A 22,499-nucleotide genomic window follows, 5' to 3' on the forward strand; every position below is an offset into this window, starting at 1 on the left:
GCTGGCGTGGGGATCGCAGAGAGATCCCTGTCTCGTTCGATGAGGGAGAACAATGAAAGTACTTCTCGTCGACGACGAATCTGCGATGGTGGACGCGCTCGAGCGTGGTTTGACAGCGGAGGGCTTTGTGACGGAAGCCGCGATGAACGGTATCGACGGTCTCTGGATGGCCGAGGAAAATGACTTCGACGTCATCATTCTTGACATTATGCTCCCGGGGTTGTCGGGCTATGAGGTGTGTCGAAGATTGCGCGCGGGCGGATCGACAGTACCCATCTTGATGTTGACTGCCAAGGATGGTGAATTTGATGAGGCTGATGCTCTAGATCTCGGAGCCGACGATTTTCTGTCGAAGCCCTTCTCGTTTGTCGTCTTGCTCGCGCGACTTCGAGCGCTTCTACGACGGGCACCCGTTGATCGAGAGCCGATGCTCACAGCGGGAAGTATTCGCTTGGATCCGGCGTCTCGTCGATGCTGGCGGGGGGAAGATGAGGTCGCTCTCACCACGCGCGAATTCTCACTTGCCGAATTCATGATCCGCCGCAAGGGCAACGTGCTGAGCCGCAATACGATCGCCGAGCATGTGTGGAATTCGGAGTTGGATATCGACTCCAATGTCGTTGAGGTTTATATCGGCTATCTCCGGCGCAAACTCGACGACGGCCGAACGCGGGGCGTCATCGAAACGGTCCGCGGGATCGGATACAGGCTCATAGAGACTGTCGAGGGGAAAAACGATGCCGCCTCATCGATCTGAAACGAGGCGGCGATATTCCGGCATCCGATCTCGCATTACCCTCACGGCATCGTCATTGGTTGCGCTCGCATTGTTGGCCGCTGGTGTCACTCTCGTTGTGCTCCTGCATCAATCCCTGATCGCCAGCCTCGATGCTGTTGCGTCGGATCGGGCGCAGGCCGTGGCATCGCTCGCGGTCAGAGGGGCTCTGGGCGCGACCGTAACGAATACTGGGTCCGAGAGTTCGTTGGTGCAGGTCGTTGACTCGGGCAATGTGGTCATTTCGGCCACCAGCAATATCGACGGTCAGGAGCCCATTCTGGCGCGGCCGCCGACCACGACAGCGGCCACGGTGATCAGTGTGGACCGGTTACCCGCTGGCGACGGTCCGTTTCGAGTCGTCGCGCTGCCGTTGCCGACAGGGAGCGGTTGGGTTTACGTTGCCACTTCGACTGTGCAGGTCGATGCGGCGGTGCAAAATTTGGCTGGCCTCTTCGGCGTGGGACTGCCGCTGGTCCTGATCATTGTGGTGTGGGCTTTATGGCGAGCAGTTGGTCAGGTCCTTCGACCCGTTGACGCAATTCGGCACCGTGCGTCGGTGATCGGGGCGGAAGACCTGTCCCAACGCGTCCCGGTGCCGGACAGTTCTGATGAGATCGCAAGCTTGGCTATAACAATGAACGCAATGCTTGAACGACTTGAGGCAGCGGCGCTTCGGCAACGTCAATTCGTAGGCGACGCGTCTCATGAACTTCGCAGCCCGCTGGCGGCACTTCAAGTTCAGCTGGAAGTCGCCCTGACTCATCCAGAAGATCCTCACTCGGCACTGAATCTGGCCAGCGTTAACGGTCAAGTCATCAGAATGTCGGAACTGATCGACGATCTGCTCTTCCTGGCGCGTGCCGCGGAGGGCGTGGCACGATCGACGACGACGCTCGTCGATCTTGACGATCTCGTGTTGGCAGAAGTGCACAGATTGCGTGAACTGGGCGGCCGGGAGATAGAAATACGTGGAGTTCGAGCGGCGCGGGTCGAAGGCTCGGCACGGGACCTGGCCCGACTGCTCCGCAACCTGGGCGACAATGCGCGTGAGCATGCCCGTTCGCACGTCGCAATCCAGTTGGCTACGACCGAGGATTCGGCCAAAATATCCATCACAGATGACGGCGACGGCATCCAGCCAGAGGACCGTGACAGAGTATTCGAGCGCTTCACCCGACTGGATCACGCCCGCAGCCGCACGGCGCACGGCGGCGGCGCCGGCGTCGGCTTATCCATCGTCAAGCAGATCGTGCAGGACCACGACGGCAGAATCACGATTGAAGGCCGGTCGGACGGACGTAGCGGTGCGGTCTTTGTCGTCTGGCTTTCCCTCGCCTCCGCCGACGGTGCTGAGCGCCCTTAGCTCGACGACCTGCACGTGGTGATCATGATCATCGGGTTGTCCCGGCGACAATTTTGGCGGCAATCCCGGATACGACTTGACCGGTTCGTCGGGCCAGCCTGTGGGAAGGACGTTCGACGGCCAGGTGGAATGCGCATGCGGCGAGGAGTGCCAGGGGGATGGTAAGCACCGCCACGAGCCACCACCTATCGTCACCAAGCAGGAAAGTCAGCGTGGCCAGTATCGGCACGTGAATGAGGTAGAGGCTGAAGGAAATACGTCCGAGCCACTGGCTCGGGCGGGAGTCCAACACTCGGCGCATAGACGGTACGGTAATAGCGGCTAGGACGAGGCCGGCGGCACCGAGTACAGCCAACTGCGTGAAAATCCGGCCGGGGAGCGTACCCGAATCGGCGATCGGTTGTGCCAACCAGTGGGCGATCACGAGCACGAGTGAGCCGACGACCACAACAATTCCCCACCGCCTCGCGTGCGGGCGCCGAAGCCGCCGTCGTGTCCACTCCTGGATCGAGTCCAATCTCACGGCCATGAGCGTTCCGATAAAGAACACCGGAAGATAGCGGAGTGCATCAATGTTCGTGAGGAGCCCCATTAGGCTCATGACGAAAACGACCGACACGGCGATCCACCAGCGGCGTCGGGCCACGACGGCGACGGCAATGAATAGTGGCAGCAAAAGAGCGAAAGCGAGCTCCCACCGGAGGGACCAGAGCACATTGTTGATGTCATACGATGCGGCGGTCAGGCTCATCTGGGAGAGTAAATCTGCCGCGGTCGTTGATGTTGCGTTCGAATTGGCTACCCACGAACCGCGCGACACCGCCAGAGGATCACGTGGCACGAGCCAGACCAAGGCGGTGCCGATTGCCAGAGCAGCCCACACCGGCACGTAGATCCGAACAATCCGGCCGCCTAAGAACCCCGACCACGAAAAGTGAGGTTTGCGCAGCGCGGGCAAGGCAACGACGAGTCCGCTGAGAACAAAGAAGACCAACACGGCTTCTGAACCTGCCGTCAGGAGCTTCAAAGGGGTCGCGGACAGCCACCAGAAGACGCTTCCCGGTTCTGATCCACCCCAGCTTCGCAGTGCGGGCGCCGCAACCAAGTACACGTGATGCAACATCACGACGAGAGCCGCGACACCCCGCAAACCGTCCAGAGCCGACAGGCGATCGGTCGACGCGGCCAGTGTCGACGCCGGTCGGGCCTCTGCGGTCTGAAATATCACCTGAGTGAAGTTACCTGCTTTTTCTGGGCGTTTCGTGGAGCCTTGCATGAGGCGGCTCTGATGAACGCTTCAACGCGAGCGACCAAATCGACTTTACAGAATTGCGCAACTTCCGCGACGTGGTTCATGCGCGCGGCAATACTGACCTCTCTCATCGTGGTCTCACGGTGGGGTCAATAATCTCGGGGTTATGACAACATCCGCTATCTCAACCGCAGCCTTGACGCGCAGCTTCGGCCCGCATCAGGCCCTCGCAGATCTCACCCTTGACGTACCGCAGGGTGAAGTCTTCGGTCTCCTCGGCCATAATGGGGCGGGTAAGACCACGACCGTGAATCTGCTCACCACCCTGCTCGAACCCACCGCGGGCGACGCGATAATCAACGGTCACAGCGTGAAAACGGATGCCACGGGGGTGCGTCAGTCCATCGGCTATCTGCCCGAGAACGTGCAGTTCTACGATAATCTGACGCTGCTGGAAAATCTGCGGTTCTTCGCCCGGTTGTCGGGGCTGCGCCGTCCGGACGCTCGTATCCGCGACGTTTTGACCTTTCTGGATTTCACCGGTCATGACAATCAGCGCGTGGGGACCTTCAGCAAGGGAATGCGCCAGCGGGTGGGCATCGCCCAGGCCGTGCTGCATGCACCAGCCGTTTTGTTCCTGGACGAGCCCACGTCGGGGTTGGACCCGGAAGGCGTCCGCACCCTGCGGGAAACGATAGTTCGCCTGAACCACGAATTCGGCATGACGATCTTCATGAACACACACTTGTTGTCTGAGGTGACGAAGACGTGCACGAGCATTGGAATCCTCAATCACGGGCGTCTGGTGCACCACGACTCGATGAGCAACACGCTCGCCGCGTTCCCCGCCGACGAATCCCTGGAAGATATCTACTTTCAGCTCGATTCGGCCGCCGCATGAACACGATCTTCACCAGCGCTCGGCACGAAATCCTCTGCACCCTCCGTGCCCGGGTCGCGCTGTTGCTGCTGGTGGTTTTTCTCGGGATGGTGTCGCTGTCCTCACTCATCGGCTGGATCACCAACACAACGGTCACGCGGGTGTACGAGAAGATCCTCGCCGATGGGCGCACCACGGCGCCGAACCCGTTCGCGGCGGTGTCTGCGTTGTACTACTCACGCAACTCGGTGATTTATGTCGTGCTGATCGGCGCCCTCCTGGCGATTATCCTCGGCGTGCAGGCCACCCTGCGCGATCGCAAGTTCGCCACGGCCGATCTGGTGCTGAGCCGGCCGGTCAACACCGTGCAACGGCTGATCGGCCAGTTCCTGGGGCTGGGCGCGGTGATCGCGGCCGTCTTGGCTGCCAGCACCGTCATCAGCTGGGCCTCCATCAGTGTCATCATGGGTGCGCTGCTCGATTTTGACCCCGCGGTACGGCTGATCGGCTTTGCAGCGTTGTCCTGGGCGCTGATGATGATTTTCGCGCTGCTTGGCATGCTCACCGGGCTCTACAGTCGCAAGGAGACGACGGCGTTGCTGGTGCCGTTCGTGATCTGGAGTGCCGTCGCGTTCGTGCTCCCACAAATCGGTACAGCTGCGCGTCCGGTGGCTTTGTTGAATCCCGTTCCCGCTCTGGTGTCGCCGGGAAGCGGTTCGTTCGACCTGATCGGTGCGGTCACAGGCCCGTTTGCTATTACCGAGCAGTTCAAACGAGCCGCGAGCATCGTTCTGCGCGATGACAGCGTTACCGGCAGTCCCTGGCTCAGCATCCTGCTGCTGGTGGCCGCTTTCCTTGCACTGACCTGGATAGTGGTCGTCACACCACGCCGCACACTGAGGAGTGGTCTGAATGACTAGTACCTGGATTGTCGCCGAGAAGGAGCTGCTGGACCTGCGGCGTGATCGTTTGTTCGCGATCCTGATCGGGTTCCTGGCCGTCGCCACGCTGATTTCTGTCGCCGTTGCTTCGGCCGACTTCCGAAATCAGCTGGATGCCTACAACCTGTATGTCGCCAATCTGGCCAATAGCGGCAGCACCGTTGCGGCGGCCGCTCCGCAGCTCTTCCCATTGAAGTTGCTGCGCGGCGGAATCGAGTACCTCGAAATTCTCGGCGCCCTGTTCGCCATCGTCCTCGGCTATGGCACCATCGCCAAGGAGAAGCACCGCGGAACGCTTCAATTGTTTCTCAGCCGCCCGGTCGGTCGATTCGCGTTCGCCGGCGGCAAAGTGCTCGGCCTGTCGATCGTGTGGCTCGGTGTCGTCGTCGCCCTCACCGCGGTCTCACTCGTCGCGGTGGTCACGCTTGGTCATGCCCCGATCGAGGGCATCGACGTGGCCCGGCTCCTCATCGCCGGCGGCTTTGCCTGGCTCTATCTGCTGTTCTGGACGGCGCTGGCCGTGGGCCTCACCGCGCTGTCCACCCGGCTCAGTACCGGACTGATCGTGGCACTGGTGATCTGGCTCGCTTTCGTGCTGATCATTCCCCAGATCGGCGACACGATGGACCCGGACAACCAGGTTCCCGGCGGACTGTTCGCCACGCTGCAGATCCAGAAGCCCGATGAACTGGCCGTTCTGGCCCAGTTCTCAGCGTTCGACGGTGTTCGCAACGGCCTCGAAGTGTCGTCAGTGACCAAACACTTCGAACGGCTCACCTTCGCCTTCCTGGGCATCAAAGACCAGTACAACCAACAACCCCTCAGCCTGGTCTGGGCGGCAATGCTGCCCTACGCCATCACCCTCACCGCGGCAACCCTTGCCGCCGTGGTCTTCGCCGCCCTCGCAACGACGAGGCGCACTCTGCAAAGGAAGCAATCATGAAGTTGAAATTCATCATCATCCCCGTCGCCCTGGTATCTCTCGTCGCCGCTGGCGGAATCGCCCTGTCCCAGCTGAACGCACCCGTCACCCCGGCGGCAACGACCTCCGCCAACGCCGCGGCCGGAACGGTCTTGCCCGTGACGTCGAATCCGATCACCAACACGAGCACCACCCCGGGCCTGACCGTCGTGTCCGCCCTCGCTGAAGACAACGTCGACGGCTCCGGGACAGCGATCACCGACCGGCTCCAGGTCACCGTCGGGAACACCACCAGCAACCCATTGACCAATCTGGAGACCTACTATGTGATGACGGATGTCACCACCGGAGCCAGCGAGGCCTACTACCCTCCACTGGACGGAGTGATCCTGGCACCGAACACGGAGACGACACTCTCCTTTGACAACGAAACCGGCGCCGGGCACTTTCCGGAAAACACGTTCAGCCTGTACCGCAGTTCCACCAACCAAATCGATTTCACCATCCAGGTCAGCGCCGACGGCGTGCAGATCGCCAACGGCACCGCAACCAAGGGAGCAGGAACCGGTGAACAAGCCGACTAACCACCCGGCCAACGCTCTGGTCAACGCGCTCGGGTCGGGCGGCGCGTGAAGATACTCGTTGTCGAGGATGACGTCCGCATCGCGGACGTCATCCGTCGTACCCTCACCGAATCCGGCTACGCCGTCGATGTCGCCCACACCGCGCCCGAGGGCGTGCAGGCCTTCGAAATCGACAACTACGATCTGGTCGTACTGGACCTGATGCTCCCGGGACTGCCGGGTGGAGGGATGGACGTGTGCCGACGCATCCGCTTGATCAATAGCGACGTACCCGTGCTGATGCTGACCGCACTGGATTCGATGCGCACCAAGGTTGAAGGGCTCGACGCCGGCGCCGACGACTACATCGTCAAACCGTTCCACCTGGTCGAGCTGTTGGCCCGCGTGCGGGCGCTCCTTCGGCGTTCTCCGCGGGCGCACGCACCCGTACTGCAGGCGCAAGGGGTCTCCCTCGATCCCGCCACCCGCACCGCGGTGCGGGCCGGGCGCACCATTGTGTTGACGGCGAAGGAATTCGCTGTGCTGGAATACCTGATGCGCAACGCCGGCACCATCATTAGTGCCACCGAGCTGATCGACCATGCGTGGGACAGCAACTATGAGGGGTTCAGCAACGTCGTGCAAACCTATATCCGCTACCTGCGGCAAAAACTGACCTTGCCCGGCGAGACCGACATCATCGAGACCCGGCGCGGCGCCGGCTACCTCATCAACGCGGACAGCTGATGTTTCGCCGCGCGCTGGTTCGACTCACCGTCACCTACACGATCGTGCAACTGGTGCTGTTCGCCGCGTTCGCCGTCGGTCTCTACATTTTCGTCACCGGAACCTTCGACTTCGACGCCGCCGAATCGGACGGTGCCGGCGCCCTCAACGCGGCCGAACAGGGCTTCGCCAATCTCCGCACCGGACTCATCGTGCTCTACGCCGTACTCCTGGTGCTGATCCCGATCGCGAGTTTTCTCATGGCCCGCGCCGCACTCGCACCGTTGCAGAAAAGCTACGAGCTGCAGCAACGCTTCGTCGACGGCGCCTCCCACGAGATGCGCAGCCCGCTCAGTGTCATTCAGGGCGAACTCGAACTCGCCCTGCTCAGCATCCGCACCCCGGCCGAGTATGAGCGGGCGATGCAGACCGCGCTCGACGCCGTCGGCGGCCTCACCCAGCTCACCAATGACCTCCTGCTGCTATCGCGCGGCGCGGGAGCCGAGCTGAAGAAAACGTACGAACTCGTCGACCTGAATGACCTTGTCCGCCTCGACATCGACGCGCGCGCGAGTAGCCCAGTGGATGCCGCCCGGCTGGACGTTCACCTGGGGCGGGCCGCGGCCGTTCTGGGCTCCCCGGCCCTGCTCGCTCGAGCGATCGCGAACGTCATCGACAACGCGTTGAAATTCACCCCGCCGACGGGCGTCATCACCGTCAGCACTGACGTCCACGACAGCACCGGCACCGTCACCGTGCGGGACACCGGCATCGGCATGGACAACAACGACCTGAAACACGCCTTCGACCGGTTCTGGCGATCGGACCGGGCGCGATCACAGCCCGGGCACGGCATCGGGCTCAGCCTGGTGGAGCAGATCATCCACGCGCACGACGGCCGCATCACGCTCACCTCACAGGTCGGCATCGGCACCACCGTGACAGTGAATCTTCCCCTCCGCCCCTAAAGTGACTCAGTAGCTCTGGCTCTCACGCTCATCTCACGTGCCCCTCTTTAGCTTGGAAGTATGACCCCGCAGTCGCGGAGCTCACTCACGAAAGGCACACACCATGCAGAAGAAGACGAAAATCGCCGGTGGCGCAGCAGTCGCCCTGGCTCTGGCCCTCGTCGGCGGCATCACCCTCACCGCCGGCGCTCAGACCACTCTCGCCAGCCCCTCATCGTCCACCTCGCACGTGGAACCGGGCGTCACGTCGGCCGACACGGACAACGTTCAGGACGAGGTCGAAGACGGCACCAACGACGGCGAAACCGCCGACGAGTCCGGCACCGAGTCCGGTACCGAAACCGACACCGAGAACACGAGCGACGACATCAACGGTGTCGCCGTCGAAGACGGCACACAGGACTGACCCCTAATTAGGGATGGCCGGGGCACACATGCGCCTCGGCCATCCCTCCGTCAGCATCGGGTTTCGCCCAATGCTTCGGGCGTCCACAGAGTCGTCCACTGTCCCGTGCTGTGCGTGGCAACATTTTGGCAACACTTGAACGAAATCGCATCGGTTTCACGGGTGTTCAAAAGATTGAAAAACCCTGTAATCCTGCGGATCTGGGCGCGGTCCGCCGTCTGATTAGGGACGCTCTAGTTTTCGAATCCCACCGGTAAGGTGGAGACCACGTCTCACAAGCTGGCGGCTGACGCCACGATGGGACAGGTCGACGTTGCGCGATAGTGACGAGCGCCACGGTCTACATCCTTCTCGGTGATCGGGTTGTGGGCATCGCAGTCTGAAGGCAACGTACGAAGCGGCGTGTCTCGCATCGTTTGTCAACAATATGCAGGTAGGCAAGGACGGTTGCGAGACATCGGGAGGCTGTGAACTTCGGCGCTCTTTGGCGGCGTTCTGTGATCGCTCTCTGTCGCTAATTCCCGATGACGCGGATGCTGGCGGCGGCTTCGATGACGTCGTCGGTGATGGTCTCAAGTTGGTTGATCTTGAGTACTCGGTTGATTTGGGGGAAGAGGCGTTCGAGGAGGCGAAAGTTGCCGCGCGTGATGCGTTCGATCGCGGCGATGGCTTGCGCGTCGGGGTCGAGGATTCGGCCGAGGCGTTTCCAGTGGCGGTCGAGCACGAAGAGGAGCTCATCGCGGCCGAGGGCACGGTAGTGGTGGGAGAAGCCGAGGCGACTGAACAGCTGGGGATAGTGGCGGAAGCGCTGGTCGAACCCGGGCATGCCGATGAGGATCATCGCGAGGTGGGTTCGGTCGTGCCGGTCGCGGAGGAGCTCAAGCGCGACAGGGGTGAGACGTTCGGCTTCGTCGATGATCAGCAGTTCCACCAAGTGTGCAGCTCTGCCCGGTTTGAGTGGTACGGGGTCGAGCGTTCGGAGGTGTTCGTCGGCGCAAATACCGACCCTGGCCTGCCAGTGGTCGACCTCGTCCATAAGTGTCTTGGGCCTACAGATGACCTCGGGTGTGTAGAAGACCGTGCGGGATCGGTTGGCGAGAGCGTAGTGCTTCGCGTCGTGATCACCGCGTGGTCCCCATTCGGTTAGGTAGGGCTCGAGGGCGTCCCAGTTGGCGTATCGGCGGGCAGAGTTGGTTTTGCCAACGCCGGCGTCACCGTGGCAGATCCCGATGGTCTTCTATTTCCGGACGGCATTGGCGAACTCCGTGAAACGGCGGTGCTCCTTGGTGACGATGAAGTCCTGATTCATTGCTAGTCCTCTTCATACGTGCGCAGCCGTCGCCGGTGCGGTGCAGGATCTACGGCCCGGGTTTCCTCGCGAGCGGCGACCGACGGGATGCCGTCTCGCTGCACTGTTCGGCTTTTGGGGACGGTGAGCAGGAGTCCGTCGAGTTCCTCGAGACTGTCAGGCATCCGAGGCAGCCACCCTCCAGCAACCCGGGCGTCATGTGGGGAGGTGCCGAGTTCGCTGTAAATTCGGGCATTGTAGGTAGCGATAAACCCTCCGATCGCTCGATCGAGATCGGGGAGGTTCAGTTCGGGTTCCGGCATCCGGCTGCCGGGACCGAGGTGTCCTGGGAGGGCAGTGAGCAGCTCGGTGTTGATGGTGCCGAAGAACCGCTCGATCTTGCCCCGGCCCTGTGGTCGGCCGACGATGGAGTGGATGAGGCGGATGTGCAGTTCGATGGCGGTGCGTTCGAGGTGGTGGCTGGTGAAGTCGGATCCGATGCCGCCACCCCGGTAGAGCTGGTGCCAGCGTTGCAACGTGCGCGCGCTGATCCCGGTGTCGCGGGCGAGAGCCGCAAGGGGCACCTGGTCCTCGACGTGAAGTCGAAGGACCCGCCACCGCTCGTCGCCATCCACGGCTGATTACATCAACTGGCCGTCGCGGGCGGCGAGGGCGTGTTGGTGGCGGTAGAGGGTCGCGCGGCTCCATCCGACGAGGTGGGCGGCATCGGCGGCAGTGCGTCCGCCCTTCCGGGCGGCGTTGACGATCCCGAGCTTGTCGGCGATCACTGCCGGGTTCACGGCTGGGCGGCCGAAGCGGGTGCCGGCAGTGCGTGCGGCCGCGATGCCAGCATTGACGCGTTCGACGATGAGTTCGCGCTCATACTCTGCCAGTGTCGCGAGCATATTCAGCATCAGCCGACCGTTCGTCGTTGCGGGGTCGATCCCATCCGAGATCGAGCGGACGAGCACACCACGCTCCCGCAGCAGGTTCACCGTGTTGAGGACATCGATGAGGGACCGGCCGAGCCGGTCCACCCGCCACACAACAATAGTGTCGCCAGGTTCGGCGTAACCGAGGAGCTTCTTCATCCCTGGACGCTCAATGACCGTCTTGCTCCCCGAGGTGATATCCGCAAACACGTCACGCTTCTGCACCCCGGCGACAACCAGAGCATCGAGCTGCAACTGCGCATCCTGACTCGCCGTACTCACTCGCGTGTAACCCAGCATCCTCATAAATTTATGCTGCCTCACAAAGTCCGTTCCGGGCGAGTGAGACACTAGGAATGGCGAGACGACTTTCCGAGACAAAATCGGCGCCTACACTTCCGCGTTTTCCTGCACTTCGTCCACGACTCAATTTGGGCAGGTTTCGTGTCTCGTAAACCTGTACCTTTCCGAGACCCTTGGACCGATGCCGTATTAAGGTCACGTAGTGATTCCCGTGGCGCCCCGATTGCCGGCGGGACGCCCTGCGAATCCATAACGCCGGCTTGTATGGTTATGAGCATGCGGCCAATCGAAACAGTTCACGCGGAACCGCGCGATTCCGTCGAATCACCCGACTATCGCGTGAACTTTTGGCAGCAATCCGGGGAGGCCTGGGCGCTGGACGCTTACGCGCTCACTGAAGTCGAGGACATCACGGAGGTGCTTCGATGGGTGGACGAGCACGCTTCTGGACGCCGTTTCGAGGTATTCGCCGAGATGGACGACGAACCGGAGCGCTCGTACCAAAGTCCGCGAAAGACTGGACTTATCCGCCTGCTCGGAACCAACCCCAACGTGGGTGTAACCGTTGAGATCGGACGCTTCGTCAAGATATAAGTGACTGCTATTCATTGTGACCTGACGACCGGCTACGCCTAACTTCGCCGTTAAAACCATCCGCCGCTCCAGGGAGCGCGCTGCGCCCGCCGAACACGTCCCAATCGCCCGACATCAGCAATAGATGACGGCAGGTGGCAGGCAATGAAAGAGGGAATAGAAGATCATTTCTTCTATCCCCTCTCGCATCACAGGGCGGCTACCTCCCTACAGCAGGAGGATTGTGTCCTTACTCGGTGAACGAGTTGCGATCGTCTCGCCGTCAGTCGGCTAGATCGGAGCGGACGAAGGTGACGGTTGTGGTCTCGCTACTGGGCGATTCGCTGTTCACGGCGATGCGTTGCGAGACTCCGCAAGCGACTCCCGTGTTGTTGCCGTATTTGCTGGAGGTAGCGGGGCCAACAAGCGTGTAGCCGGGAGGTGGACTAATTACACCCTGCGCCCAGCCCTGGAAATTGCCTGGTCCCGCGCTGCAAGAAACCGCTCTGTTGTTCTGGAGAGTTTTCTGGCCCGCGTTCGACTTCGACCCTGCACCCCACTGGGTGTAGTTGGGAGACACCCGGATCAACGAATAGTGCAACGTCAGGCTGCCCGCGGCCGCCGTGCAGGAGATCACGGCGACGCCGTTGATCGTGCCCGAGACATGCGTCGAGCCGTGCACATTCTGAACATTTAGATTGCATGAGATCGACGCCGCCAGAACACATAGCCGAGCCTCGGAAGGCTGACGCCCGGTGGACGGAAGGATGGTCAACTGCGACTGTTCTGTATTGAACACCGTGCTTCCGTCGGCCTTGGTGACGCCGGTGGTCTCGGACGTTGACTCAGCTGCCCCGCCCCCGCTGTCGGCCGGCTGTTCGGCGGCCACGGCAGGCGCCGCGAATGTCAGGAGTGCGAGCGTGAGCGCAGCGATGCGCATTCCCACTTTGTTTCCTGCTTTCATGATTCCCCACTTCGTGTCGCCTCCGTTGGCGGCTGCAAATGGAGGTTATCTGGGGGTGAGCCTCCGAGGAGAGGCCCCAAAACAGGGCGACGACTCCAGAACGAACTGCGCCGCGGGGACTTGTCTGTGCAGCACGTCTCGTCGGCTGGACCCGCGACGCTCTAGCGTCACCTGCAAGCCGTCGCGATTCGGCAGAGCACAACCATGTCATTGAAGTCGCCGCGAGCATCCTCGTTTGCGACACCAAGCGATCAAAGAATGCCGCCACGGAGCGCTGAACTTCACACGGGAGGCGTCAATGACGAAGCTTATTGGGTCTGCGCGGGTATTGACCAGGAGCGAGACAACGGATCAGCAATTCAGCGATCCGCTCGCTGCTGGCGTTCGCCGCAACGGCGTCGATGTCGATCACGGTGTAAGTGGAGGGCGCGTTCGGAGGCCGGAATTCGATATGGTCTTGGACGCGCTGCAGGTGGCGACACTTTCGTCGTCACGTGGATCGACCGGTGGGGCCGGTCGACGGTCACCATGCTGGAACTCGCTGGATCGATGCCCCAGGCCCGTGGTCTGGGAGTTACGCCAGCGCAGCTGGCTCGGCTTGCCGAGCATGGTGCTCTGGCACGGCTGCAGCATGGCGTGTATGTGGTTGCCGGGGTGCCGTTCGATCGGCATCGCGGGCTGCAGTTAGCGTGGCTTTCCCTTGACCCCCGGCCGACAGCGTACGAGCGCCTCGTGTCACCCGAGCTGGCGGTTGTTTCTCACGAGTCCGCCGCTGCGCTGCACGGCATCGGAAACCTGGATGCCGACGTTTACGAGTTCACCTTAGAGGGCCACAGAACAGTTCGCCCAGGACCGAGCCCTGGACCTCCTGCGCCAGCTAACGCGCAGCGCGACTTGACCGTGAACCCGCCAGGGATGCTTGGATAAGAGGATGCGTGAGCCCCGGTACGCCACGCCCGCCGCGTTTCAGCGCGCAGAATCCCACTTCGGGTCTGGACGTCGGCCTTTGAGGCAAAATTGGATCCGCTTGAGGTTGCGGTGTTCTTCACGTGGTGGTCTCGTAGTTTGGGCCGCTAGATGCTGCGGTGGTCGCGCACCGCGAGTTCGAGGGCTTCGAGGCCGGGAGCCAGTGCGGCATCCACGGCCAAGGGGTCGGTGAGGTTGAGTTCCTGCATTGCTCGGCGACCCTCGGGTGCGGTGTTGATTTCATGCTCACCTGCCTGCAACGCACCGATCAGATCGGTGATGACGTCGTTCAGGCTGCGGCGGCCCCAGCCGAGTTCGGCGCCGGCGTTCTGCGAGGTCATCATGGCGGTATCGGTGGCCCCCGGGTAGACGGTCGCAACGTGCACGCCCGTTCCGATCAATTCCCGGCGCAGCGATTCGCCGAACTGGGCTAAACCTGATTTCGTGGCCGCGTAGATCGAATAGAACGGCATCCCGACCAGGGCTATCCCGCTGGAAACGTTCAGGAGGATGCTTCCACGGCCCTCGCCACTCTGACGAAGCGCCGGCAGGAGGGCTTTGGTGAGCAGGATCGGAGCGGTGAGGTTCAGATCGATCATTGAATGGACATCCGCATCGCTGGTGAGCTCGAGCCGACCCGCGCGTACATTGCCGGCATTGTTGACGAGCAGGTCAACCGTGCTCCACGGTGCGACGGTGTCGGCGATCCGTTCAACAGCGCCAGGCTGGGTCAGGTCTGTGACCAGGATCTCTGTTGTTCCGCCCGCGGCGGCGACGAGGCGGGCGGTTTCGGTGAGTGTGGCCAGTTGGCGGCCGACCAGCAGGAGGTGACCACCGCGTCGACCAAACTCGAGGGCGATGGCCTGGCCGATGCCTTGTCCTGCGCCCGTGATGATTCCGCGGCGATTGGCGAGATCCAATTTGTTGAGGTCCATGGTGATCTTCTTTCCGTTGAGTTGAGCGCCGGTCCGTCGGGCGGCATTACACCCGCCGATTCCGATGCGTCTAGAAGACAACCATGAGGCAGGGGAGGAATTCCCGGCGGTGCATCCCACGCCTCACAGGATCAGTTTTAGGGCGCGGGCGAGGTTTTCGTAGACTGGAGGTCCGTGGATCCGCGGATCGAATCGTGTTCGCTGCCGTGACTCTGTTTATTGGGGGGAAGGGTTCGACCACATCGTTTGTCCGACTTCGTGTTTGAGTCGAGGCACGACCGGCGTGAACAGACGCCGTCGGTTTCCGATCTCGGGCACGTTGATCAATCTTAAGGAGCCCATCATGAATGCAGCCGCGTCAGTAATCGTTTTCGATGTCAATGAAACCCTCTCGGACATGTCACCAATGAAGAATCGTTTCGTGGAGGTCGGTGCCCCGGGTTATCTGGCCCGGATCTGGTTCGCATCCTTGCTTCGGGACGGATTCGCCCTTGCCGCGTCTGGCGACAGTGCGAGATTCTCCGTGATAGGCACCGCGATCCTGCATGATCTGTTCCGCGGCATCGCCCTGACGCGCACTGTCGATGAGGCCGTATCCCATGTCTTGGAGGGCCTCGGGACGCTGAACCTGCACCCGGACGTCGCAGACGGGGTCAGGGCGTTGAAAGCCTCGGGATACCGCCTCGCGACTTTGTCCAACGGGTCGGCACAGTTGGCACAAGCCATGCTGTCCGAGGCGGGGATTCGAGATAACTTTGACGCCCTTCTCACCGTCGAGAACGCACCGGCGTGGAAACCTGTCGGTTCCGCCTATCACTACGCCGCGAATGCTCTGGGGGTTCAGCCGGCCGACATGCTCCTGGTCGCCGTGCACCCCTGGGACATCCACGGGGCAGCCCAAGCGGGCCTCAGCACCGCTTGGATCAACCGAGGCGATGCCCCTTATCCGAGCTACTTCGCGCAACCGGACTACACCGTTCCCACCCTCCACGAGTTGGCTGCACGCCTAAACGCCTAGGCAGCTGTGTGTTTGGGGCTCGGCAGCACGATCCTCTCCGCCTCGGGGCCGTTCGACCTCGTCAGTAACCGCAGCCGGGCGGCGTGAAGACGCAACTTCTTCGCAGAACTTTTGCCGGAAGGCACCGCCCTGGACAACCTCGCTGCCGAGATCAGAGTCTCCAGCGACGACGCTATTGCGTTGCTGGCCCAGTTCGGCCGCGACGTAGCCGGTGCCATTCAGACCCACGTCATCAAGCCACCGTGCCGACATCGGCATAACATTCAGCTGATCCGCAACACGTTCAAGCGCCTCGAAGACGGATTGGGCGGTGCACCGCCCGCACGATATGGGTGGTGCGCCGACTGGTCTAACCTGCCTGTCGGACCATTTGCTGAGGTAGCCATTCGGGTCCAGGACATACTTCGTGGCGGCGCCCGCATCGAATTCCGCGTACCCCCGCGGGGCATCCTGGAGTGAAATGGCTGTGGCGTTGACCGCCTTGGCGATCTGGATCCTGTCATGCAGGATCGCCATCATCAGCTGCCGGTTGTACTTCATGACCGGACACTGGCCGGTAGCAAAGGATAGGGACTTCGCCCAGCCGGTGCCCAGGGACAGTGACAGGCTGCCCTTCTGGGCCGCCTCGCCCGCGGCGCCCGGATCCCCGGTGACATACAGGCCAGGAATGCCCAGGGACCCGCCGGCGGCGGTGAGATCCATCAGTGAATTGAGCACGGTGGCCGGCGCCTCCTGGGCCCGGCGCCATGTCCGTGTCCGCGGGCCTCGAAACCGACCGCGTCGATACCGGCATCGACCTCCCGGACCCCGAGAAGCTGCTCGATCTGGTCAGCCGGGTCCCCGTTGGCAACATTAACGGTTTCGCAGCCAAAGGATCGGGCCTGGGCCAGGCGATCCTCATTCAGATCCCCCACGATGACCACCGCAGCCCCCAGCAGTTGGGCGCTGGCTGCCGCGGCCAGCCCCACGGGACCGGCCCCTGCAACATTAGACGGTGGACCCGACGCCAACACCTGCAGTAACGGCCCCGTGGAAACCGGTCGGGAGGATGTTCGAGAGCATGGTCAGGTCCATGATCTTCTCCAGGGCCTGGTCCCGATCGGGGAACCGCAGCAGGTTCCAGTCCGCGTAGGGGACCAGGACGAAATCCGCCTGCCCGCCGACCCATCCGCCCATGTCGACATAGCCGTAGGCGGAACCGGGACGGTCTGGGTTCACGTTCAGGCAGATTCCGGTCTTGCCTTCCTTGCAATTCCGGCAACGTCCGCAGGATATGTTGAAGGGGACCGAGACGATGTCCCCGATCTTGATGAACTCGACGTCGGGCCCGGTCTCGATGACTTCCCCGGTGATCTCGTGCCCGGGACGAGACCGGCCGGGGCGGTCGTGCGGCCACGAACCATGTGCTGATCCGACCCGCAGATGTTGGTACTCACGGTGCGCCGGATGACCCCGTGCGGGATCTTCCGGCCGACATTGAGGGGATTGACGCCTGGGCCGGCTTGCAGTTCAAAGGTGGGATACGGGGTATCGACGATTTCCACGATCCCCGGCGCCTTGTATGCAACGGCTTTATTATCTGACATTTTATGGCTCCTATGGGTTGGCGATCGAACCGTCACGGTGATGCTGGTCGCATCAGACTGCCTGTGTGGACGTTGTTGTCACTTTCGTAAAGCAAATTGGGTCTATTGATACGCTCCCGGCGGGGAGAAGCTGGAGGCGGCTAGGCATCGATCACTAAATCAGTGAGCGCGGTCGAGCAGCAGGGCAGGAACTTGCCTGCATCGATTTCCCGAGCCCGGATCCCGCCCTGGTGGTTCATGTCGACTTCCCCGGAAAGCTTGACCACCTTGCAGGAGCCGCACATGCCTTCCCTGCAGTTCGCGCCGATCCTGACGCCCGCACGCTGGGCCACCCCGAGGATGTGTTCCGCGGGGTCGATGCGCACGTTGATGCCGGTGCGCAAGAAGGAAAGGGTGAGACTTCCGGTGCCGACCGTGTCGAAGCTCGAGACATCGGTGGACCCGGCCTCCGGCCCCACATCCGGACTGGCGTCGGGGGCTTCGGAACAGGGCGAGTCCGGGTCGACGGTTTCCAGCGGCAGCCCCGTGGCCTCCAGAGTTCCCTCGGCATCGTAGCCGGGCTCGTAGAGCCCGAATGCTGCGGGCTGGCTTTCGTAGTAGTCCTCGGCGGAATCGGCGATTTCCTCGGCGATTTCCTCCGCAATGTCCACTGCAAGCGCGACCTCCGCCTGGTATTCAAGAATGGTCTGGCGGTCTCCCGAGAAGAATTCCACGTGGATGGAGGTGTCGTCGACGCCGACTTTCTCAAGGAGCTCGGTGGCTGCGTTCAGGTAACCCTCGGGGCCGCAGGCATAAACCTGGCGGCCGTTGGCATCGGGGGCTACCTGGTCGAGCATGGCCGCCGTTAGCCTTCCGGTGAGCCCTTGCCACCCCTCGGGTTCGCTGCGGTCGCCCAGGGAGTAGAAGACCTTGACGCGTGAGTCCACGGAGGCGATGTAGTTCAATTCCTGGTGGAAGGCAAAGCCTCCAGCCTCCGCTCCGTGGAAGAGCAGCACGACATCGGCCTGTCCGGGCAGGGAGTGGATGGTCCGCACCATCGACATGATGGGGGTGATGCCGGAGCCGGCCGCCAGTAAGAGGTACCGTGCCCGCCGGTCGACGTCGGGTAGGTGGAAGGCCCCGACCGGCCCGAGCATCTCGAGGACGGTGCCGGGTTTGACGTTCGCGTGCACCCACGGCGAGACCTGCCCCGTGGGGTCGCATTTGACTGTTATCTCAAAGGTCCACGGCTTGGTGGGCGAACTGGACAGCGAGTAGCTGCGGTCCACGGCGTCCTGGTCCTCGCCGTTCACGGGAAAGGCGACATTCACGTACTGCCCCGGACGGAACGCCAGGGGCGCCCCGTCGGAGCGGCGGAACACGAAGGTCATCATGCCGCCCGCCTCGGGAACGGTCTCGACACATTCGGCCATAAGCTCCTGCGGATTCCAGGGTCCCAATGCGCGGGCCGCACCGGCGGGTCCATCGGTGCTCCCCAGCACCCTGTTCCACGGCATCTCCAGGCCGCGAATGCGCTGTGGCTCCTGGATGGCCGTGACGGTGCCGAGTTCAATCATGCCAAGTGCTCCTGCACGCGCTGTACATACCAGTTGATGAACGCCTCGACCTGGTATTCGCTCTTCATGTACGGGCCGGGCTCGTAGGCGGGGCTGCTGGCGCCCTTCTGGCACAACTCCACGAACGCCTTGTCCTGCAGATTGGTCTGCTTCCAGGTGTGGGTGAGCTTCTCCAGGTCATAATCGACGCCTTCCACGGCGTCGTCAGCCACCAGCCAGGTGGTGCGTACCAGTGTCTGGTGCTCGTTTACGGGGAAGACGGCGAACGTGATGATGTGGTCCGCGACGAAATGGAACCAGCTGTTGGGCTGCAGGTGCATCGAGCAGCGGCCAAGGCGGAAGTCGCGCAAGTCGCCGAGCAGCTTCTTAGAGAGTCTGCGCCCGTCGGGCGAGAACGATTCGCCGTCGCCGTCGAGAGCGTCTCGCGAGATGCGGATTCCCCCTACGCGGGTGTCGAGTTCCTCAACGACCTCATAGGGAAGGCCATAACGGCGGCAACGGTACTCGAGCGAGGACTGTGCTTCCTTGTTTCGGCCCCACACCTCCTCAAGATGGAGCGGGATCAGGCCCTCCGTCAGGCCCCAGGTGGGAAAGAGGGAGCAGGCGAGTTCCGGGTGGCCGTCGCAGTGGTAGCACTCACGGTTGTTCTCCATGACGAGCTTCCAGTTGCCCTCCTCGACGATGTTCTGCTGGTAAGCGATTTTCGTCTTCGATAGATCGTGGGGCGCGAGGTAGGGTTCGAAGATCTTTCCGGTTTCGTCGAAGTCAGTTGGCGGTTCGTCCGCAATGCAGACGAAGATGAGTCCTGCGAACACGCGACTGTGGGCGCGCTTGAGACCGAAACAGCCCTTGTCGAACTGCGTTTCCCCCGGTGCCGAGGCATGGACCAAATCGCCGCGGGGGGAGTAGGTCCACGAGTGATAGCCGCAGACCAGGTTGCCCGTGGTCCCCGAAGCTTCGGTCAGGACGCGGGCGCCCCGGTGGCGGCACACGTTGTGCAGCACGTTCACGCCGCCGTCGTCGTCGCGCAGCACGATCAGGGAATAGGGGCCGTAATCGACAGTGACGTAGTCTCCTGGTTCCGGGAGCTCGGCGATGCTGGCGGCAAAGATCCAATGCTGGCCAAAAATGGCCTTCATGTCAATGTTGAAAATTGTCGGATCGGTGTAGAAGGGGGCATCGAGGGAATATCCCACCCGCCGAAAATCAAACAACTCGGTAATTTCCGCCATCTGCTCGGCTGGCAAGGATGAAGCGAGTCTTCCACGTGAATTGAGGGGCATGTGTACTGGAGCAGACATGGGTTTCCTCCCGAGAGGGTTGGATGAGTGTGCGATGAGTGAGACCCGGAGTTGGGGGGGCAACCGGCGTTGTCGAAAACGGCTAATCCTGAGATTAGGGAGCATAGATCTGCAACAAAAGCGCAAGATTTAGCAAATAACAGTGCAGAATAAGTGCATGATCGATCCACGGCTCATAACACTTCGGGTACTAGGCCGGTGCGGCACCGTTGGGGCTACGGCGGCGCTCACGGGTTATTCTCCCTCCGCGGTCTCCGCGCAATTGCGGGAGCTCCAGCGTGTGCTCGGAATGCAGCTGCTAACGAAGGACGGCCGAGGGGTACGGCTAACCGCCACGGGCCGCTATCTCGTGGCGGGCTCGGACGCGCTCATTGCGGAATGGGAGAGCCTGCGCGCCGCGGCCATGGAGGCCGGCGACCAGGTGCCGTCCCGTTTGGGGCTCGGCGGATTCTCCACGGCGGCTGCCCAGCTGCTCGCGCCGCTGGCCGCCACGCTGCGCTCGACACGTCCCCTGCTGGAGGTACAGGTGCTCGAGGCCAACCCGGCTCGCTGCTTCGACTTGTTGGTTGCCGAGCGAATCGACCTCGCGGTCATCGTCGCCATGCAGTCCGACACCCCTGTTGAGGATGATGCGCGCTTCGAACAGACTGTTCTGCTCGACGATCCCCTGGACGTGATCATTCCCGCCGACCATCCGTTGGCATCACGGGAAACGGTGACGCTCGAGGAGCTGGCCACGGAACCCTGGATCACCGAGGCCGCCGGTTCCACTTACCATGCCCTATTTACGGCGGCGTTCACGGCAGTCGGGGTGACACCGCGAATTGCCCATGAGGCCGTCGAATGGGAAACCCAGATCGCCTTCGTTGGTGCTGGGCTGGGCTTGGGACTGCTGCCGCGACTGGCGCCGCTGCGCGGTGCCGAAAACGTGGTTCGACTGCGCATTGCCGGCAAGGGCAAACCCTCGCGCCGCATTGTCGCTGCGGTGCGCAAGGGCAGCATCACATCGCCCCTGATCCAGGAGTCGCTCGGCATTTTGCAGGTCAGCGCCAATCGGATCCTCACCGCCCGACCCGAAGACGATCTCTGAGAGCGGATGCCCACGATTCGTCGCAGACAGGGCCAGCAGATCCGCATGGTGGCGACACGTCCGCGCGGCCCGAACAAGGAGTTGAAAACAAGTCACCCACCCACCCACGGATTTCCGGTGGGTGGGTGGGTCTACTGTCCCGGCTGAGACAAGTGAGACAGCCCCGGGAGGACTCGCCGTCGCATAAATTGAACGATCTGGCCTAGTTGAGCCAGGCGTTCACAGCATCCTCGTTGGCATCCACCCATTTCTTGGCCGCCTCCTCGGGCATCATGCCACCCTGGATGTCCGTAGCAACCGCATTCTGGTCCTCATTGGTCCAGTTGAATGATTTCGCGAGCTTGGCTGCGGGCGATCCACTGTCCGCAAACTTTTTCGAAATAATCTTGTTGAGCTTGTATTCCGGGTAGTCACAGGCTACTTCTTCCGCGTTCGCGTCGCAGCCCTCGGTCCACGCCGGCAGGTTGACTTTCTTGAGCGGAACCTGGGCCAGGAACCACTGCGGCTCGTAGAAATAGCCCAGGATCGGCGTCTTGTTCTGCTCCGCTGTGCGGAATGACTGGATCAGGGCGGCCTCCGAACCGGAGAACACCACCTTGTAGTCCAGGTTGAGGTTCTTCACCAGGGCCTCGTCATTGGTGACGAAGGCGGGATCGCCGTCGAGTAGCTGCCCTTTGCCTCCGGATTCGGACGTGGCGAGCATCGAGGCATACTTGTTCAGGTTTTCCCACTCCGTGATGTCCGGGTACTTCTCGGCCATCCAGGGCGCCACGTACCAGCCGATGTAGCCCACGTTACCGGTGGCGCCGGCGTCGACGGCCACTTTCTGATCGGTGATGTACTGCTTGGCGAGATCATCGTGGCCCCAGTTCTCGATCACGATGTCCACCTCGCCGGAGGCAAAGCCCTGCCACGAAATCTGCTCGTTCAGGTCCTTCTGCACCACAGTGCAGCCCAACTCGTTCTTCGCCACATAGCTGTACACGGCGGCATTGGCCGTATACCCCACCCAGGCGTTCATCGCGACGTTGACCGTTCCGCAGGCCGCCGCGCCAGCGGCAGCCGGGTCAGCAGCCGACTGATTGACGGAGGCACCGCCGCAGCCTGCGAACAGCATGATCGCGGCGGCAGCTCCAGCCACTGCAGGGACAGTTCGATTCAGCAGCAATCTAGCTTTTTTCATTATCT

22 protein-coding genes and 2 pseudogenes are annotated in these 22,499 nt (G+C 62.1%); 14 read left to right on the forward strand and 10 right to left on the reverse strand.

From position 1 onward, the window contains the following. The first annotated feature begins 52 nt into the window (after nt 1-52). Nucleotides 53-757 carry a response regulator transcription factor gene (locus E3T31_RS11165; RefSeq protein ID WP_134468772.1) on the forward strand — a complete coding sequence of 235 codons (705 nt, stop codon included), beginning with the start codon at nt 53-55 and terminating at the stop codon, nt 755-757. Between the two features lie 229 nt (nt 758-986). After that, nucleotides 987-2,141 (forward strand): cell wall metabolism sensor histidine kinase WalK, encoded by a 1,155-nt coding sequence (locus tag E3T31_RS11170; protein WP_166788484.1) that lies wholly within the window; start codon nt 987-989, stop codon nt 2,139-2,141. A 28-nt stretch (nt 2,142-2,169) separates the two neighbouring features. On the opposite strand, the gene E3T31_RS11175 is transcribed toward E3T31_RS11170, so the two are convergent. Continuing rightward, the gene (locus E3T31_RS11175; protein ID WP_134468774.1) at nt 2,170-3,417 is read right to left on the reverse strand and encodes an acyltransferase; all 1,248 of its coding nucleotides are present in this window, start codon (nt 3,415-3,417) and stop codon (nt 2,170-2,172) included. 142 nt (nt 3,418-3,559) lie between these two features. Here E3T31_RS11175 and E3T31_RS11180 point away from each other — a divergent pair, with 142 nt between their 5' ends. The 7 genes from E3T31_RS11180 to E3T31_RS11210 all read left to right on the forward strand — a co-directional run bounded on the left by E3T31_RS11180 (nt 3,560) and on the right by E3T31_RS11210 (nt 8,799). Further along, nucleotides 3,560-4,294, forward strand: coding sequence for an ABC transporter ATP-binding protein (locus E3T31_RS11180; RefSeq protein WP_134468775.1), 735 nt, complete (start codon nt 3,560-3,562; stop codon nt 4,292-4,294). Beyond that, nucleotides 4,291-5,193 carry an ABC transporter permease gene (locus E3T31_RS11185; RefSeq protein ID WP_134468776.1) on the forward strand — a complete coding sequence of 301 codons (903 nt, stop codon included), beginning with the start codon at nt 4,291-4,293 and terminating at the stop codon, nt 5,191-5,193. The genes E3T31_RS11180 and E3T31_RS11185 overlap by 4 nt, the downstream gene beginning before the upstream one ends. Next, nucleotides 5,186-6,157 (forward strand): ABC transporter permease, encoded by a 972-nt coding sequence (locus E3T31_RS11190; protein WP_134468777.1) that lies wholly within the window; start codon nt 5,186-5,188, stop codon nt 6,155-6,157. The genes E3T31_RS11185 and E3T31_RS11190 overlap by 8 nt, the downstream gene beginning before the upstream one ends. After that, complete coding sequence (locus E3T31_RS11195; protein ID WP_134468778.1) at nt 6,154-6,720, forward strand: hypothetical protein; 567 nt, start codon at nt 6,154-6,156, stop codon at nt 6,718-6,720. Before E3T31_RS11190 ends, E3T31_RS11195 begins: the two co-directional genes overlap by 4 nt. A gap of 45 nt (nt 6,721-6,765) precedes the next feature. Then, the gene (locus tag E3T31_RS11200) at nt 6,766-7,446 is read left to right on the forward strand and encodes a response regulator transcription factor (RefSeq protein ID WP_134468779.1); all 681 of its coding nucleotides are present in this window, start codon (nt 6,766-6,768) and stop codon (nt 7,444-7,446) included. Continuing rightward, nucleotides 7,446-8,393: a cell wall metabolism sensor histidine kinase WalK gene (locus E3T31_RS11205; RefSeq protein WP_134468780.1), complete on the forward strand. Its 948-nt coding sequence runs from the start codon at nt 7,446-7,448 to the stop codon at nt 8,391-8,393. Before E3T31_RS11200 ends, E3T31_RS11205 begins: the two co-directional genes overlap by 1 nt. A gap of 103 nt (nt 8,394-8,496) precedes the next feature. Further along, entirely contained in the window at nt 8,497-8,799 is a 303-nt protein-coding gene (locus tag E3T31_RS11210; protein ID WP_134468781.1) for a hypothetical protein, read from the forward strand. 514 nt (nt 8,800-9,313) lie between these two features. Here E3T31_RS11210 and E3T31_RS11215 read toward each other — a convergent pair. From E3T31_RS11215 to E3T31_RS11225, 3 genes and pseudogenes are all read right to left on the reverse strand, one after another. After that, nucleotides 9,314-10,108 (reverse strand): annotated as a pseudogene (locus E3T31_RS11215) (AAA family ATPase). A 2-nt stretch (nt 10,109-10,110) separates the two neighbouring features. Continuing rightward, nucleotides 10,111-10,722 (reverse strand): helix-turn-helix domain-containing protein, encoded by a 612-nt coding sequence (locus tag E3T31_RS11220; RefSeq protein ID WP_134468782.1) that lies wholly within the window; start codon nt 10,720-10,722, stop codon nt 10,111-10,113. Between the two features lie 6 nt (nt 10,723-10,728). Further along, complete coding sequence (locus tag E3T31_RS11225; RefSeq protein ID WP_134468783.1) at nt 10,729-11,325, reverse strand: recombinase family protein; 597 nt, start codon at nt 11,323-11,325, stop codon at nt 10,729-10,731. A gap of 273 nt (nt 11,326-11,598) precedes the next feature. Between E3T31_RS11225 and E3T31_RS11230 the strand changes: the two genes are divergently transcribed. Beyond that, nucleotides 11,599-11,916 (forward strand): hypothetical protein, encoded by a 318-nt coding sequence (locus tag E3T31_RS11230; protein ID WP_174844875.1) that lies wholly within the window; start codon nt 11,599-11,601, stop codon nt 11,914-11,916. Between the two features lie 262 nt (nt 11,917-12,178). On the opposite strand, the gene E3T31_RS11235 is transcribed toward E3T31_RS11230, so the two are convergent. Continuing rightward, the gene (locus tag E3T31_RS11235) at nt 12,179-12,859 is read right to left on the reverse strand and encodes a hypothetical protein (protein WP_134468784.1); all 681 of its coding nucleotides are present in this window, start codon (nt 12,857-12,859) and stop codon (nt 12,179-12,181) included. A 549-nt stretch (nt 12,860-13,408) separates the two neighbouring features. Between E3T31_RS11235 and E3T31_RS18730 the strand changes: the two genes are divergently transcribed. Beyond that, nucleotides 13,409-13,786 carry a type IV toxin-antitoxin system AbiEi family antitoxin domain-containing protein gene (locus E3T31_RS18730; protein WP_370304601.1) on the forward strand — a complete coding sequence of 126 codons (378 nt, stop codon included), beginning with the start codon at nt 13,409-13,411 and terminating at the stop codon, nt 13,784-13,786. Between the two features lie 146 nt (nt 13,787-13,932). On the opposite strand, the gene E3T31_RS11245 is transcribed toward E3T31_RS18730, so the two are convergent. Beyond that, entirely contained in the window at nt 13,933-14,760 is an 828-nt protein-coding gene (locus tag E3T31_RS11245; RefSeq protein ID WP_198417007.1) for an SDR family oxidoreductase, read from the reverse strand. 343 nt (nt 14,761-15,103) lie between these two features. Between E3T31_RS11245 and E3T31_RS11250 the strand changes: the two genes are divergently transcribed. Continuing rightward, nucleotides 15,104-15,778, forward strand: a complete 675-nt coding sequence (locus E3T31_RS11250) for a haloacid dehalogenase type II (protein WP_134468786.1) — start codon at nt 15,104-15,106, stop codon at nt 15,776-15,778. Between the two features lie 111 nt (nt 15,779-15,889). After that, on the forward strand, nt 15,890-16,237 hold the full coding sequence (locus E3T31_RS18735) for a HipA N-terminal domain-containing protein (RefSeq protein WP_134469275.1): 348 nt from the start codon (nt 15,890-15,892) through the stop codon (nt 16,235-16,237). Here E3T31_RS18735 and fdhA read toward each other — a convergent pair. From fdhA to E3T31_RS11270, 3 genes and pseudogenes are all read right to left on the reverse strand, one after another. Beyond that, nucleotides 16,154-17,364: pseudogene (gene fdhA / locus E3T31_RS11260) on the reverse strand (formaldehyde dehydrogenase, glutathione-independent); the annotation flags it as partial. The gene E3T31_RS18735 and the pseudogene fdhA sit on opposite strands and share 84 nt — an antisense overlap. Nucleotides 17,365-17,504: 140 nt before the next feature. Beyond that, nucleotides 17,505-18,920, reverse strand: a complete 1,416-nt coding sequence (locus tag E3T31_RS11265) for a ferredoxin reductase (RefSeq protein ID WP_134468787.1) — start codon at nt 18,918-18,920, stop codon at nt 17,505-17,507. Further along, the gene (locus E3T31_RS11270; protein WP_134468788.1) at nt 18,917-20,221 is read right to left on the reverse strand and encodes an SRPBCC family protein; all 1,305 of its coding nucleotides are present in this window, start codon (nt 20,219-20,221) and stop codon (nt 18,917-18,919) included. The genes E3T31_RS11265 and E3T31_RS11270 overlap by 4 nt, the downstream gene beginning before the upstream one ends. Nucleotides 20,222-20,378: 157 nt before the next feature. Here E3T31_RS11270 and E3T31_RS11275 point away from each other — a divergent pair, with 157 nt between their 5' ends. Further along, nucleotides 20,379-21,311 (forward strand): LysR family transcriptional regulator, encoded by a 933-nt coding sequence (locus E3T31_RS11275; RefSeq protein WP_134468789.1) that lies wholly within the window; start codon nt 20,379-20,381, stop codon nt 21,309-21,311. 202 nt (nt 21,312-21,513) lie between these two features. Here E3T31_RS11275 and E3T31_RS11280 read toward each other — a convergent pair whose 3' ends face one another. Further along, nucleotides 21,514-22,494, reverse strand: a complete 981-nt coding sequence (locus tag E3T31_RS11280) for an ABC transporter substrate-binding protein (protein WP_198417008.1) — start codon at nt 22,492-22,494, stop codon at nt 21,514-21,516. Nucleotides 22,495-22,499: the final 5 nt, after the last annotated feature.

It is taken from the genome of Cryobacterium sp. TMS1-13-1, assembly GCF_004403125.1.
GTDB lineage: Bacteria > Actinomycetota > Actinomycetes > Actinomycetales > Microbacteriaceae > Cryobacterium > Cryobacterium levicorallinum.